General features: G+C 35.0%; 15 protein-coding genes. 14 read left to right on the top strand and 1 reads right to left on the bottom strand.

From position 1 onward, the window contains the following. The first annotated feature begins 253 nt into the window (after positions 1–253). From ACSBO6_RS14720 to moaC, 12 genes are all read left to right on the top strand, one after another. Positions 254–1,252, top strand: a complete 999-nt coding sequence (locus tag ACSBO6_RS14720) for an NAD(P)H-dependent flavin oxidoreductase (RefSeq protein ID WP_498843570.1) — start codon at positions 254–256, stop codon at positions 1,250–1,252. A gap of 301 nt (positions 1,253–1,553) precedes the next feature. Further along, on the top strand, positions 1,554–4,493 hold the full coding sequence (fdhF, locus tag ACSBO6_RS14715) for a formate dehydrogenase subunit alpha (protein WP_498843569.1): 2,940 nt from the start codon (positions 1,554–1,556) through the stop codon (positions 4,491–4,493). A 12-nt stretch (positions 4,494–4,505) separates the two neighbouring features. After that, a complete protein-coding gene (locus ACSBO6_RS14710; RefSeq protein WP_098845011.1) occupies positions 4,506–4,985 on the top strand; it encodes a helical membrane plugin domain-containing protein in 480 nt (159 codons plus the stop codon). Between the two features lie 155 nt (positions 4,986–5,140). Continuing rightward, the gene (gene fdhD, locus ACSBO6_RS14705; RefSeq protein ID WP_098845010.1) at positions 5,141–5,968 is read left to right on the top strand and encodes a formate dehydrogenase accessory sulfurtransferase FdhD; all 828 of its coding nucleotides are present in this window, start codon (positions 5,141–5,143) and stop codon (positions 5,966–5,968) included. Positions 5,969–5,996: 28 nt separating this feature from the next. After that, the gene (gene moaA / locus ACSBO6_RS14700) at positions 5,997–7,022 is read left to right on the top strand and encodes a GTP 3',8-cyclase MoaA (RefSeq protein ID WP_098845009.1); all 1,026 of its coding nucleotides are present in this window, start codon (positions 5,997–5,999) and stop codon (positions 7,020–7,022) included. A 247-nt stretch (positions 7,023–7,269) separates the two neighbouring features. Continuing rightward, on the top strand, positions 7,270–8,286 hold the full coding sequence (locus ACSBO6_RS14695; RefSeq protein WP_098845008.1) for a molybdopterin-synthase adenylyltransferase MoeB: 1,017 nt from the start codon (positions 7,270–7,272) through the stop codon (positions 8,284–8,286). A 19-nt stretch (positions 8,287–8,305) separates the two neighbouring features. Then, positions 8,306–9,595: a molybdopterin molybdotransferase MoeA gene (locus ACSBO6_RS14690; RefSeq protein WP_498843568.1), complete on the top strand. Its 1,290-nt coding sequence runs from the start codon at positions 8,306–8,308 to the stop codon at positions 9,593–9,595. 28 nt (positions 9,596–9,623) lie between these two features. After that, positions 9,624–10,094, top strand: coding sequence for a molybdenum cofactor biosynthesis protein MoaE (locus tag ACSBO6_RS14685; RefSeq protein WP_098845006.1), 471 nt, complete (start codon positions 9,624–9,626; stop codon positions 10,092–10,094). Continuing rightward, a complete protein-coding gene (gene moaD, locus ACSBO6_RS14680) occupies positions 10,091–10,327 on the top strand; it encodes a molybdopterin converting factor subunit 1 (protein ID WP_098845005.1) in 237 nt (78 codons plus the stop codon). The genes ACSBO6_RS14685 and moaD overlap by 4 nt, the downstream gene beginning before the upstream one ends. A gap of 33 nt (positions 10,328–10,360) precedes the next feature. After that, positions 10,361–10,855: a MogA/MoaB family molybdenum cofactor biosynthesis protein gene (locus ACSBO6_RS14675; RefSeq protein WP_098845004.1), complete on the top strand. Its 495-nt coding sequence runs from the start codon at positions 10,361–10,363 to the stop codon at positions 10,853–10,855. Beyond that, positions 10,852–11,421 (top strand): molybdenum cofactor guanylyltransferase, encoded by a 570-nt coding sequence (locus ACSBO6_RS14670; protein WP_498843567.1) that lies wholly within the window; start codon positions 10,852–10,854, stop codon positions 11,419–11,421. Before ACSBO6_RS14675 ends, ACSBO6_RS14670 begins: the two co-directional genes overlap by 4 nt. A gap of 35 nt (positions 11,422–11,456) precedes the next feature. Further along, positions 11,457–11,939 (top strand): cyclic pyranopterin monophosphate synthase MoaC, encoded by a 483-nt coding sequence (gene moaC / locus ACSBO6_RS14665; RefSeq protein WP_098845002.1) that lies wholly within the window; start codon positions 11,457–11,459, stop codon positions 11,937–11,939. A 41-nt stretch (positions 11,940–11,980) separates the two neighbouring features. On the opposite strand, the gene ACSBO6_RS14660 is transcribed toward moaC, so the two are convergent. Next, positions 11,981–12,328, bottom strand: a complete 348-nt coding sequence (locus ACSBO6_RS14660) for a Na-translocating system protein MpsC family protein (RefSeq protein WP_098845001.1) — start codon at positions 12,326–12,328, stop codon at positions 11,981–11,983. Between the two features lie 206 nt (positions 12,329–12,534). Between ACSBO6_RS14660 and mobB the strand changes: the two genes are divergently transcribed. Both mobB and modB read left to right on the top strand, forming a co-directional pair. Then, positions 12,535–13,068: a molybdopterin-guanine dinucleotide biosynthesis protein B gene (mobB, locus tag ACSBO6_RS14655; RefSeq protein ID WP_498843566.1), complete on the top strand. Its 534-nt coding sequence runs from the start codon at positions 12,535–12,537 to the stop codon at positions 13,066–13,068. Positions 13,069–13,110: 42 nt separating this feature from the next. Next, positions 13,111–13,767 (top strand): molybdate ABC transporter permease subunit, encoded by a 657-nt coding sequence (modB, locus tag ACSBO6_RS14650; protein WP_498843565.1) that lies wholly within the window; start codon positions 13,111–13,113, stop codon positions 13,765–13,767. Positions 13,768–13,816 lie beyond the last annotated feature (49 nt).

Below are 13,816 nucleotides of genomic sequence, written 5' to 3'. Positions count from 1 at the left end.
TCTAATAATAATTTTCTATCTACTATTGAATTAGTAGGATATGAAAATGCCGAATCTTACAGTGTATTGAGAGGATAAGATTCTTTATTTATTATTCATTAAATTATATTTGTATATCAAGTTTAGTAGCCTGGCTATGACATATAGCACCAAGTAAAGCAATTTTGAAAGAGACAGTGTTGAAAATAATAGTTTACTAATGTATCATTATTGATAATCAGAATATTCCGTTAAGAAAAGAGGGAAAATAGTAATGAGTAAACAAATTCCTGAAAAATGGTGGAGTCAATTAAAGTTGCCAGCGATTTCTGCTCCTATGTTTTTAGTTTCTGGTCCTGAGCTAGTAGAGGCTGCATGTTTAAATGGTGTAATTGGGTCATTTCCAGCACCGAATGCTCGCTCAATTGAAGTACTTGATCAATGGATGGGGCAATTAAATGATCATCTTGCTTTGGCACGCAAAAAGGAGCCGGAACGTAAGATTGCACCATGGGCGATGAATATGGTCGTTCATAGTTCTTATAGTAGATTACAAGAAGAACTTGAGCTGTTGAAAAAACATAAGCCTGAGCTTGTCATTACTTCATTAGGTTCTCCAAAAGTAGTGGTTGATCTTGTACATAGTTATGGCGGACTAGTATTCTCGGATGTTAGTGATATGAAGTTTGCTAAAAAAGCAGCTGAGGCTGGTGTTGATGGATTAATTTTAGTTGCATCAGGTGCTGGTGGACATGCTGGAAATTTAAATGGATTTGCTTTTGTTGATAGTGTTCGTACGTTCTGGGATGGCATTATTGTGTTAGCAGGTGGGATTTCAACTGGTAAAAGTATATTGGCTGCACAAGCTGCAGGCGCTGATTTAGCTTATATGGGAACACGCTTCATTGTTGCCAAGGAAAGCTTAGCAAATGATGAATACCGTCAAATGTTAGTTGATGCAACGCAAGAAGATATCGTTTTGACTGATGCATTCTCTGGAGTGAAGGCGAATATGTTAATCCCAAGCATAGTGAAGGCTGGTCTTGATCCTGAAACATTGAAAAAGAAGGAAAAAGTCGATTTCGATGGAATGAAAAATGAATCGAATGCAAAGGCTTGGAAAGAAATATGGTCTGCTGGTCATGGTGTTGGGGCAATTACAAAAATCAGTCCCATTGCCGACATTATAGATGAGCTTGAAAAAGAGTATAGTGAGGCAGTTAGTAAGCTAAATAAAAATGCTGAGAAATTAAAAACAAAAGTAAGTAAATAATTGTAAGCGTTTTACTTTCATGCCGTTAATCTATTGTTTAATGACCATTTAAAGCTTATAATAAATTTAATGAGATGGAATCATAGTATGGGAATGTTATGACTCTATCATTTTAGTAAATAAAAAATGGATTGGTATGTTAGTATGATTTGCTAATAAACTATTCCACCATGATGACATTAAACCTATTTATCGGGTATGTGTATTCATGGTGGATTTTTTTTGTGATTAAAGGATAAGTTGGCCGCGTGAAGGGAGTATTTGGGGAGTTTTCTTTATGTGAAAGAAGGGGAGGAAGACCGTGAAAAATAACATCGTTACAATCACGATTGACGGGAAAGAAGTAAACGCAAAGCAAGGTTCTACAATCTTACAAATCATCAATCAAAATGAAATTAGTCACCCACAAATTTGTTATGTTCCTGAAGTTGATCCAATTCAAACTTGTGATACTTGTATTGTAGAAATTAATGGAGAGCTAAAGCGCTCTTGTTCAACTGTAGCAATGAATGGAATGAATATTCAATTGACTTCACCTAAAGCGAAGGAAGCCAGGACTGAAGCGATGGATCGTTTATTAGAAAATCATTTATTATATTGCACAGTTTGTGATAATAACAATGGAAATTGTAAGCTACATAATACGGTTGAAGAAATGGGCATTGAACACCAAAAGTATCCTTATCAGCCAAAGGTAGCTTCTTGTGAAGTAGATTTGACACATCCATTTTATCGATATGACCCAAATCAATGTATTGCATGTGGACAGTGTGTGGAAGTATGTCAGAATCTTCAAGTAAATGAGACTTTATCAATTGATTGGGAAGCTGAACGTCCACGTGTTATTTGGGACAAGGGAGTTTCGATTAATGATTCTTCATGTGTTAGTTGTGGACAATGTGTAACAATTTGTCCTTGTAATGCATTGATGGAAAAATCAATGCTTGGTGAAGCTGGTTTTATGACTGGTTTAAATGACGAGTTACTTGATCCGATGATCGATCTAGTAAAAAAAGTAGAGCCTGGATATAGTGGTGTTTTTGCCGTTTCAGAGGTTGAAGCAGCAATGCGAGAAACACGTACGAAAAAGACAAAAACTGTTTGTACTTTCTGTGGTGTTGGTTGTACATTCGAGGTTTGGACGAAGGATCGAAAAATCTTAAAAGTTCAACCTAGCTCGGATGCACCAGTAAATGCCATTTCGACTTGTGTAAAAGGTAAATTTGGTTGGGATTTTGTCAATTCTAACGAACGAATTACAAAGCCATTAATTCGAAAAAATGGCGTATTTGTTGAAGCGAGCTGGAATGAAGCGCTTGACTTAGTTGCAAGTAAACTTGGTTCCATTAAACAAGAATATGGCAGGGGCTCTGTAGGATTTATTTCATCTTCGAAAATTACGAATGAAGAAAACTATTTAATACAAAAGTTGGCTCGACAAGTATTTGAAACAAATAATGTTGATAATTGCTCACGTTACTGTCAATCACCAGCAACAGATGGATTATTCCGTACGGTAGGTATGGGTGGAGATGCAGGAACGATAAAAGATATCGCAAAAGCTGGACTAGTTATAATCGTTGGTGCCAACCCGGCAGAAGGTCATCCTGTACTTGCGACACGAGTGAAGCGAGCACATAAACTACATGGTCAAAAACTGATTGTTGCCGATCTTCGTAAAAATGAAATGGCTGAACGCTCTGACATTTTTATTAGACCAAAGCAAGGTACGGACCAAGTATGGTTGATGGCTGTAACTAAATATATCATTGACCAAGGCTGGCATGACTTAGAATTCATCAATGAGAATGTTCATTTCTTTGAAGATTTTAAAGATGTTCTTGAGAAATATACGCTTGAATATGCCGAAAGTGTAACTGGAATTTCAAAGGAAACGTTAATTCAAATTGCCAAAATGATTCATGAAGCTGATGGAACTTGTATTTTATGGGGCATGGGCGTAACACAAAACACTGGTGGCTCTGATACATCGGCTGCGATTTCCAACTTATTGCTTGCAACAGGAAACTATAGACGCAAAGGTGCAGGCGCTTATCCTCTTCGTGGTCACAATAATGTACAAGGTGCATGTGATATGGGTACTCTTCCTGGATGGCTGCCTGGTTACCAGCATGTAACAGATGATGCGGCCCGAATGAAGTTTGAAAAAGCGTGGGGGGTTGAGATCGGAGCAAAACCTGGTTTAGATAATATCCAAATGCTTCAATCAATCGAAAAGGGCGAGATGAAAGCTATGTACTTAGTTGGTGAAGATATGGCGCTTGTCGATTGTAATGCAAACCATGTAGATGAAGTTTTATCAGATTTGGACTTCTTTGTTGTACAAGATCTTTTCTTCTCAAAAACAGCGCAATATGCCGATGTTATTTTACCTGCTGCACCATCACTTGAAAAAGAAGGAACATTTACAAATACTGAGCGTCGAGTACAAAGATTATATCAAGCATTACCGACCCTTGGTGAATCGAAGGCTGACTGGTGGATTATCCAAGAAATTGCCAACCGATTAGGTGCAAACTGGAACTATCAACATCCAAGTGAAATATTTGCTGAAATGGCCAGCTTAGCACCACTATTCTCACAAGCTAGCTATGAGGTGATGGAAGGTTGGGATAGTTTCCTTTGGGGAAGCTTAGATGGAGCAAGTACGCCACTGCTTTATGAGGATGGTTTTAATTTCCCAGATAAAAAAGCAAGATTTGTTTTAGCTGATTGGATGGAACCTGTTGAGTTTGCTGATGAGTATGATCTATTAATTAATAATGGTCGTATGCTTGAGCATTTCCATGAAGGGAATATGACGAATAAATCATACGGTATTCAATTAAAAGTGCCCGAGATTTTTGTAGAGGTCTCACCAGAACTTGCGTATGAACGAGGTATTAAAGATGGTTCACTTGTTCGATTAGTTTCACCGTATGGAGCGCTGAAATTACCTGCATTAGTAACGGATCGAGTACAAAAAAATGAATTGTTTTTACCAATGAATTCAACAAGTAATGAATCTGCAATCAATTTCTTAACAGGTCCAGCTAAAGATCACCGTACAAATACACCAGCTTATAAACAAACGAAAGTAAGAATGGAAGTATTACGTGTAGAAGGTGAAAGTCCGTTGCCAAAATCAAACCCACGTAATAAAAAGCGAAACCCTCAAAATGGAGTTGAGGTACAGCGAAAATGGGAACGAAAAGGATACGTCCACTTAACGACAAAATAAAGGGGAATGAAGATGGCACAACCAATCACGACGATTAAAAAATATATACCAACTAAAGAAGAGCAAAACCAGCAGAAACTAGAAGATTTGAAGCTATTATTAGCAGAAAATGAAGATTCGTTAAATAAAATTTTAAACATCGTTTCTGAATTAAATGAAGCAGGTATCCTTGAAGCTACAAATGCAATGTTACAATCGAAAGAAAAAATTACAAAAATTGCTTTAGGACAAATAAACCGCGAACCAGTCACGAATGTCATCAATCATATGATGGGAGCTGTTGGTGCACTTTCAAGTGTCGACCCAGAGTTAACAACAAAGTTCATCAATTCAGTAACAAAAGGAATCGATGAAGGAAATAAACATCTCGAAAAGGATGATAAAATAGGAATACTTGATTTAGTAAAAGTATTAAAAGACCCTGATGTAAACCGTGCGGTAGGTTTTGGGATCAATTTTCTAAAAGGTATGGGAAAAGGTCTAAAAGAATAATAGAAAAACAATTTGAATTTAATAGAAAAGAGTTTAATAATAAGAGATGAACCATTTAATTAAAAAACTAATTAAAAGGTTCATCTCTTAATGAATATTTCTTAAAAAAACATGATATACATTAAAAATATTTCAAAAAGAGGGGAATCTAAACAATGTTACCAACTGAAGTGAGAAGAGGGATTCTCCGCTTTGAAAATGGTGAAACAAACTATATAGTAGACAGCATTGTCACAGAATATCCCGTCACAGTAAAAATCAATGGACAGGAATTTGTTACGATGGTCAGTACCCCAGAATATATTGAGGATCTGGTTGTAGGATTTCTAGCATCTGAAGGGGTCATTCGAAACTATGAAGATATTGAAAACATATGGTTCCAAGAAAAAGAAGGCTTTGTCCATGTGAAAACAAAGAAAATGAATCCATATTATAAAGAGATTCAAAATAAAAGATATATTACATCTTGCTGTGGAATGAGTAGACAAGGGTTTGTTTTTGTAAATGATGCATTAACAGCTAAAAAAATGAAAGAAGTGAATATTCGACTATCATTTCAAGATTGTTTTCGATTAATGGAGAAGATGCAACAATCTGCTTTTTTGTTTCACGGTACAGGTGGGGTTCATAATGCAGCTTTATGTGATTTAAATGGGATTCTCTTGAATAGAATGGATATTGGGAGACATAATGCATTAGATAAAATCTACGGTTATTGTCTAAAAAATAATATTTCTATTTCAAATAAAATAATCGTATTCAGTGGCCGTTTATCTTCTGAAATTTTACTAAAAGTAGCTAAAATTGGTTGTGAGGTTATATTGACTAAATCGGCTCCAACAGAATTAGCTCTTCAATTGGCAGAAGAATTAGGCATTACTACAGTTGGTTTTATTCGAAATCAATCGTTGAATGTATATACTCATTCAAATCGAATTTTAAATGATTCGATTAATTTTGAAATGATGAACAATCCTTTATGAAATATAAAAGATAAGTGAGGCAATCGTTATGAAAAATGTTGCATTGGATAAACATCATCGACCTTTACAGGATTTACGTATATCTGTTACCGATCGCTGCAATTTTCGTTGCCGTTATTGTATGCCAGAAGAAATCTTTGGTCCGGACTATTCTTTTTTATCACAGGATAAAATACTTTCTTTTGATGAAATAGAAAGATTAACGCGTATTTTTGTCTCTTTAGGGGTAAGAAAAATTAGAATTACTGGTGGGGAACCTTTATTACGTAAAAATTTACCTAAATTGATTGAACGTATAATTAAAATAGATGGTGTGGAAGATATCGCTTTAACGACAAACGGTACTTTACTTAAAAAGTTTGCAAAAGATTTATATGAAGCTGGTTTACGAAGAGTAACGGTAAGCATAGATTCCTTAGATGAAGAACGCTTTTCATATATGAGTGGTAATCGAGGAAATGTAAAGTCTGTGCTAGAAGGAATCCAAGCTGCTTCTGACATCGGAATGAAGGTTAAAATCAATATGGTTGTTCAAAAAGGCAAAAATGAACAAGATATTATCCCGATGGCACAATATTTTAAAGAGAAAAAACATATTCTTCGTTTTATTGAGTATATGGATGTTGGTAATTATAACGGTTGGAAGCTTGATGAAGTAGTAGGAAAACAAGCTATCATCGATCTAATCAATGAAGTCATGCCTTTAGAATTTACAGAAGCTAATTATGTCGGAGAAGTTGCTAATCGATATCGTTACAAGGATAGTGATGATGAAATCGGAATTATTTCATCAGTGACCGATTCATTTTGTTCAACTTGCACTAGAGCACGTATATCTGCAGAAGGAAAATTATATACTTGTTTATTTGCAACGAAAGGTTATGATTTAAAGGAATTGCTAGGCTCTAGCCAAGATGATGAACAAATAAAGGAAACGATTTTTTCGATATGGAGCAATCGAACTGACCGTTATTCAGATGAACGATTAAGTAATACAAAAAAAATGAATGATCAGTCATCACATAAAATTGAAATGTCACATATAGGTGGTTAATCATTACCAATAATAGAAGGTTTGGATTAAAGGCAATTTCAAGCCGAAAATTAGAAAGTGATGATTTTGAACTCTGTTCGTTTAGCAGGGAATTTAAGCAGCATTCAGAACTCCTTATATGATGAGGATTTCTTAATGCTGCTTTATTTAATAGAAGGAAAACAAGAAAAGCAGAAAAATTGGTGAGGATAACCGGAGAAAACTTATACTCTCTTTCGCTAAGTCCTGCTTTAATGGAGGATATCTTATGTCAGAACGCTATTCACGTCAGCAGCTTTTTACTCCGATTGGTGAAAAAGGACAAGAGTTAATTAGAAAAAAACATGTATTAATTGTTGGGGCAGGAGCGTTAGGAAGTGCTAGCGCAGAGGCACTTGTTAGAGCTGGAATTGGAAAGTTAACTTTAATCGATCGAGATTATGTTGAAATGAGTAACTTGCAAAGACAGCAACTTTATACCGAAGAAGATGCAATTGAGAAATTGCCGAAAGTAATCGCCGCAAAAGGGCGTCTTCAAAAAATAAATTCAGATGTGAGCATTAATGCGCTCGTAATGGATGCAAGTGCAGATAATATGGAAGTCCATTTAAAGGACACTGATGTTATGATTGATGCAACAGATAATTTTGATATTCGTTTTATCATAAATGATTTATCGCAGAAATATGAAATTCCGTGGGTATATGGCTCTTGTGTTGGGAGCTTTGGTATGTGTTGTACGATTCTACCAAGTAAAACGCCATGTTTAAATTGTATCTTAAAAAGTTTACCAGTACCCGGTGTGACATGTGACACAGCCGGAGTCATTAGTCCTGCGGTACAATTAGTTGCGGCATACCAGGTTGCTGAAGTATTAAAACTATTAGTTGAGGATTACTCAGCTATTAATTCAAAATTCCTTACATTTGATTTATGGAATAATGAACATTTTTCATTTAAATTAACGAAACTCAAATCAGATGATTGTCCTTCATGTGGAACAAATAGGACATATCCTTATTTAGCTTTTGAAAATCAAACGAAAACAAGTACCCTTTGTGGGCGAAACACGGTTCAAATTAGACCTTCAGTAACTAAAAATTACGACTTTAATGAACTAGAAAATCTACTAAAACAACAAGGAACAGTTCAACGAAATCCTTATTTGATTTCTTGTCAGATCGAAGACTACCGATTTGTTGTATTTTTGGATGGTAGGGTTTTTGTACATGGCACAAATGATATACAAGAAGCTAAAAAACTATATTATCGTTTATTAGGTTAATAGAGAGAGGATGAATAGAATGCTTGAAAAACGAGTACCAATTCCAGTCGAAGAAGCGGTTCGTAAAGTGATGGATTTTGCCAAATGTGGATCGCAAGAAATGGTATCAATCGATTTAGCGTATGAGAGAGTATTAGCTGATGATCTAAGAGCTGATCAAGATATTCCTGCTTTTGACCGTTCTCCGTACGATGGTTTTGCGATACGAGCTGAAGATACTATTCTTACAAGCAATGAAAATCCTACAGTTTTTGAAGTAGTTGGAGAAATTGGAGCTGGTTTTGTTTTTCCAAATGAAGTAGCTCCATTACAGGCTGTTCGTATTATGACAGGAGCTCAAATCCCTCAAGGTTGTTCAGCAGTTGTCATGCTTGAATTAGCGAAAGAGATTAAAGCTGACGGTAAAACGTTTATTGAAATTAAACGCTCTTATCAAAAAGGCGATAATATCTCATTCCAAGGGGAAGAAACGCATAAAGGTGATATTCTAGTTAAAAAGGGAACTAAAATTAACCCAGGAGTAATGGCTTTACTTGCTACATTTGGCTATCGTCAAGTTCCTGTAGCGAAAAAGCCAGTCATTGGAGTCATTGCTACAGGAAGTGAGCTTCTAGATGTCGACGAACCACTCGAACCAGGTAAAATTCGCAATAGTAATTCTTATATGGTTCTAGCTCAAATTCAAAAAGCAGGTGCAATCCCTAAATATTTAGGAAAGTTTAGCGATGATTTCGATACTTGTTTTGCAGAAGTTCAAAAGGCTTTAGAACAAGTGGATATTCTAATTACGACCGGTGGTGTGTCTGTCGGTGATTATGACTATTTGCCAGATATTTACGCTAGATTAGGCGCTACAGTTTTATTTAATAAAATTGCCATGCGTCCTGGCAGTGTAACAACAGTAGCGCATTTTGAAAATAAATTATTATTCGGTTTATCAGGAAATCCATCTGCTTGTTTTGTGGGATTTGAATTATTTGTTAGACCGATTATCCAATCTTATTTGTTTAACGAAACACCACATTTAAAAAGAGTAAGTGCCATTTTAGGCGAAAACTTTCCAAAGGCAAATCCTTTTACAAGATTTGTAAGAGGTAAAATTGTTTATGATGAAGGTCAATTGACAGCCATTCCAGCAGGTTTTGATAAGTCTAGTGCTGTTTCTTCATTAGCATATACGGATGCCTTTATTGTTTTACCTGGTGGAACTAGAAAATATGAAAAAGGTATGTCGGTTGACTTATTAATACTAGAAGACCATGAGGGAAGTAAATGGCCTTGGTATGATTTCCTACCTGCATATAAGTAAATAATTAAAGAAAAGTGAAGTGATTTACTTGGAACAAACATTATTTAATATTGTCGATACACCGATTGTTGTTGAGGAAGTTTCCGATAAAGTAAAAAGTAGAAATGCCGGAGCCATTACTGTTTTTATAGGTACCGTTAGAGAGTTAACAAAAGGGAAAAAGACTTTGTCGCTAGAGTATCAAGCATATGAATCAATGGCCGTAAAAAAACTTGCTCAAATTGGTGATGAAATTAAGCAAAAATGGCCAGAAGCAATTGCGGCGATTACACATAGAGTTGGAAGATTAGAGATTAGTGATATTGCCGTTGTTATTGCAGTTTCCTCTCCGCATCGTAAAGTGGCTTACGAAGCTAATGAATACGCAATTGAACGAATTAAACAGATCGTTCCAATTTGGAAAAAAGAGTTTTGGGAAGATGGTACGATGTGGATTGGTGACCAATTGGAAAATACACCATACGAAGAAGGAAAACCAAGTGTGGAGGAATCGAAATGATTAAAGTTTTATTATTTGCTCATTTACGTGAGAAAGTCGGGACTGATGAATTGACAGTGACCGATCAAAATGGCATAAACGTAAAAGCGTTAAAAGACTATCTTATGACTAACTATGATTTACCACAACTGAATCAGATTATGACTGCTGTAAATGAAGAGTTTGTAACGGATGAAGAAATTGTAAATGATGGAGATACAGTCGCATTTATTCCACCAGTTAGTGGGGGATGATGGTTTTCATAAAGCTTGAAAGTAGGTTGAATGATGCATAAACATAATGAAAAAGCGGTTGTTAACGTCGCAGTTTTAACAGTTAGTGATACTAGAACTGTTGAAAATGACGAGAGCGGTAAACGAATTAAAGCTTTAGTAGATGAGCAAAAACATATCGTCTGTGATTATCAAATCATTAAAGATGAAATCCCATTGATCGAATCGATTGTAAGATCATGGAGCGAAGATGAAACGATTCAAGTGATAATCATAACAGGTGGTACTGGTTTTACGAGAAGAGATGTTACATATGAAGCAATTTCAAACATGCTGGATAAAGAAATGCAAGGGTTTGGCGAACTATTTCGTTCATTAAGTTATTCAGAAATCGGTCCAAAGGCTATGTTTAGTAGAGCAATTGCAGGTAGTTTTCACGATAAAGCGATCTACGTCATTCCAGGTTCAAAAAACGCAGTAAATCTAGCAATGACAAAACTAATTTTACCGACATGCCAACATTTTGTTGAAGAATTAAACAGACAATGAATATAGTTGGCGTCGTTTTAGCAGGTGGAAAGTCATCCCGTTACGGTAAACCAAAAATGTTTGAAACGTATAAAGACAAATTATTGTATGAATATAGTGTGGAAGCCTTACAGGAAAATTTGATTTCACCGATCATCATTTCAACGAACGAAAAACTAGTTCCGTATTTTAGTAAAAATGATCTAGATTTTATCATTGAAGGTGAAGGCACAGAATACCAAGGACCTCTGTATGCCATGTACAATGCATTTTCTAACTTACCAAACAAAGACTGGTATTTTGTCCTAGCCTGCGACACACCATTTATTACAGCTGATTTTGTAAAAAATATGATTGAAAAGGTACAAAATACGAATGTTGATGCAATCGTTCCAATCCAGTCCGATAAACTGCAACCACTATTTGCGCTCTATCATCGAAATTGCATCGAAAAAATGAAAGAGATGTTAGATAAAAAAAATCGAAAAGTCCAGTTATTATTCAATGAAGTAAATGTAATGACTGTTCCATTTTCAAATGACGATATCATCTTTAAGAATATAAATAGTCCAAATGACTGGATTTAATTGATCAAATTTAAGCATGTTCTGGAGGGACTTCTATGAGTGAATTTTCACATTGGAATGAAGAAGGAAGACCTAAAATGGTCGATATATCAGAAAAAGACATTACGACAAGAGTTGCAATTGCGCAGAGTACAATTTCAATCTCAACGGAGTTATATGAAGCCATTCAAAATGGATTAATTAAAAAAGGTGATCCACTAAATGTTGCACAAATCGCTGGAATTATGGGAGCTAAAAAAACTTCAGACATTATTCCAATGTGTCACCCAATCGCACTTTCAGGAACTGATTTTACTTTCGAATATGTAGAGGCACCAAATGGATATGATTTAATTATTCGTGCGACAGTGAAATGTACTGGAAAAACTGGAGTTGAAATGGAGGCACTTACAGCTGTAAGTGTAGCTGGCCTTACATTTTACGATATGTGTAAAGCTGTAGATAAAAGTATGGTCATAAAAGAAACGTTTTTAGTGCAAAAAAAAGGTGGTAAAAGCGGCGACTTTTTCCATAAATAAGATCGGCAAAAAAAGCTTAATTGATTAGTAGCTTCTACTATCTAATCAATTAAGTTTTTATCAAACACAAAAACTGAAATCGCAAGATCCTCTTCAACTTTCATATCCGAGAAAAGATTGATAAACTTTGCATTAACGATTTCTTCTAACTTAACCGGATGATTTTTTGCATATACATCTTGAATCATCTTAGTTCTGGCATTATGTACAATATCACGCCCTTCAGAAGTTTGAGCAATAAATAGCTCAGTAGGTGTCAGATTCCCATACAAAGTTGATACAGCCATATTTTCAACAAAAACAGTATGGATTCTTTCAGGGCCCTTACCAAATAATTCTTTACGCAGTTTTCGTATATAGTCGTTAAATTCATGGATAACTTTAGACATTATCTATACCCCTTGCATTCATTTTGTTTTTTTTATCATAAAGCAATGATTCGAAAAATTAAAGAAAACTTTTAGTGAACGTCTTTTAAAGACTTAATTAAAATGCTCCACCATCAATACAATAATCGATTCGATTTTTGTATAATGGTGTTTTTTCAGTAGGCTAACTTATAATAAAAGTATTTCATAAAAAGGAATTGAAAGCGATGAAAAAAAACTATTCCATTTTGCAAATTGTAGGCTATCAAAATAGTGGAAAAACAACACTTACAAAAAAGCTTATTAAACTGGCCAATCAAAGAGGACTAGTAGCTGCCACTATAAAACATCATGGTCACGGGGGTGCGCCTGATACAGAAATCGAACAAAAAGACAGTAGTCGTCATTTAGATGCTGGAGCAATCGTTTCTAGTGTTGAAGGTGATGGAGTCTTGCAATTAAGAACAAATTTTATCAATTGGGATTTAAAGAAAACAATTCAATTATATCGTCTTTTTTCACCTGATATTATTTTTATTGAAGGTTATAAAAGGGAAGGTTATCCAAAAGTAGTATTAATAAGAAGTGAGGATGATTTAAAATTACTCGATTCATTAACGAATATAATCTGTGTGATCAGCCATTTTGAAATTGAAGAGGGTAGATTGAAAGATTATCAATATTTCCAACTTTGTAATGAAGATATTTATTTTGATTTCTTGATGAATGAAATTTCAAAAGGTAATTTCATAGATGATTAAAAAAACTGAAAATATGGTTTATATTGAAATGAGGAATTTTAATTGTTTGAAGAGTTTTTAATTCCCCTTAAGATTTCCCTTAAGGTTACAATCGTGGCAGGATTTATTGTTATTATTTTAGGGACTATAGTTGGAAGAATTCTCTCTTTGAAAACCTTCAAAGGTAAGACTCTCCTTGAAACAATTTTAATGTTACCTTTAGTTCTTCCTCCTACAGTTGTAGGATTTTTACTATTAGTCATTTTCGGAAGACAAAGCTTCGTTGGAAAAATGATCGAATGGTTGTTTAAACAGCCAATTGTTTTTACATGGTGCGCCGCTGTCATTGCATCAATAGTTGTAGCGTTCCCACTTATGTATCAATCTGCAAAAACTGGATTCCTTGGTGTAGACAATGAGATTGAAGAAGCTGCTCGAGTTTGTGGTGCAAACGAATGGAATGTTTTTTTCTTGATCTCAATTCCTCTCTCATTAAAATCGATTATCTCAGGTAGTATATTAAGCGTTGCAAGAGTATTAGGCGAGTTTGGTGCTACACTTATGTTTGCAGGAAACATACCAGGAAAAACACAAACTGTTCCAACAGCAATTTATTTAGCAATAGATGCAGGAAATATGAAAATGGCCTGGTTATGGGTGCTTTCAATGATTTTAATTTCGTTTATTATGCTGTTTGTTGTACAGTTAAAACAAAAATGATTTTTTAGTTTAGTATTGTCTTTCGTGAATTTATAATGCCATATGTAGG

The sequence above is a fragment of the Bacillus sp. AL-1R genome (assembly GCF_052180195.1).
Taxonomy (GTDB): Bacteria; Bacillota; Bacilli; order Bacillales; family Bacillaceae_G; genus Gottfriedia.
This window is presented reverse-complemented; position numbering and strand designations above follow the sequence as displayed.

Coding starts and splice junctions, on each gene's coding strand:
- ACSBO6_RS14660 (WP_098845001.1), bottom strand. CDS start 12,328: ATGTCTAAAGTTATCCATGAATTTAACGACTATATACGAAAACTGCGT.
- ACSBO6_RS14710 (WP_098845011.1), top strand. CDS start 4,506: ATGGCACAACCAATCACGACGATTAAAAAATATATACCAACTAAAGAA.
- ACSBO6_RS14695 (WP_098845008.1), top strand. CDS start 7,270: ATGTCAGAACGCTATTCACGTCAGCAGCTTTTTACTCCGATTGGTGAA.
- moaD (WP_098845005.1), top strand. CDS start 10,091: ATGATTAAAGTTTTATTATTTGCTCATTTACGTGAGAAAGTCGGGACT.
- mobB (WP_498843566.1), top strand. CDS start 12,535: ATGAAAAAAAACTATTCCATTTTGCAAATTGTAGGCTATCAAAATAGT.
- moaC (WP_098845002.1), top strand. CDS start 11,457: ATGAGTGAATTTTCACATTGGAATGAAGAAGGAAGACCTAAAATGGTC.
- ACSBO6_RS14720 (WP_498843570.1), top strand. CDS start 254: ATGAGTAAACAAATTCCTGAAAAATGGTGGAGTCAATTAAAGTTGCCA.
- moaA (WP_098845009.1), top strand. CDS start 5,997: ATGAAAAATGTTGCATTGGATAAACATCATCGACCTTTACAGGATTTA.
- ACSBO6_RS14670 (WP_498843567.1), top strand. CDS start 10,852: ATGAATATAGTTGGCGTCGTTTTAGCAGGTGGAAAGTCATCCCGTTAC.
- fdhD (WP_098845010.1), top strand. CDS start 5,141: ATGTTACCAACTGAAGTGAGAAGAGGGATTCTCCGCTTTGAAAATGGT.
- ACSBO6_RS14690 (WP_498843568.1), top strand. CDS start 8,306: ATGCTTGAAAAACGAGTACCAATTCCAGTCGAAGAAGCGGTTCGTAAA.
- ACSBO6_RS14675 (WP_098845004.1), top strand. CDS start 10,361: ATGCATAAACATAATGAAAAAGCGGTTGTTAACGTCGCAGTTTTAACA.